This window comes from Priestia sp. SIMBA_032, from assembly GCF_046535215.1.
GTDB lineage: Bacteria > Bacillota > Bacilli > Bacillales > Bacillaceae_H > Priestia > Priestia aryabhattai.
The window spans coordinates 1-307 of the sequence record NZ_JAWRXD010000371.1; the positions used below are offsets into that span (position 1 = coordinate 1).

Genomic DNA, 307 nt, shown 5'->3' on the forward strand with positions numbered 1-307 from the left:
TGCTTTCTTTAGGCAATTGTCTTATAATTTCGCTCGCAACTGTTAATCCCCCAACTCCCGAATCTAACACACCTATTGCTGAATGTTTATGACATACAGACATTTATTTCATCCCCTTTTCAATCATCTAGCGCCAATAACATGTATTATATTACGAAAATTCAAATATCACATAACAATCCCTCTTACTTTTAATCACAAACTCTTCTCTATAATCTGATTATTACTATATCCATTGACGTATAAAAATACATTTGTTACTCTTAAAGACGTTAATTTAATATTTAAATCCTCATTCGTATCTCGG

At 31.3% G+C, this 307-nt stretch carries 1 pseudogene; it reads right to left on the bottom strand.

The annotated features are described in order from the left end of the window. Positions 1 to 103, bottom strand: a pseudogene (locus SB717_RS34790) (glutamate racemase); the annotation flags it as partial. Positions 104 to 307: the final 204 nt, after the last annotated feature.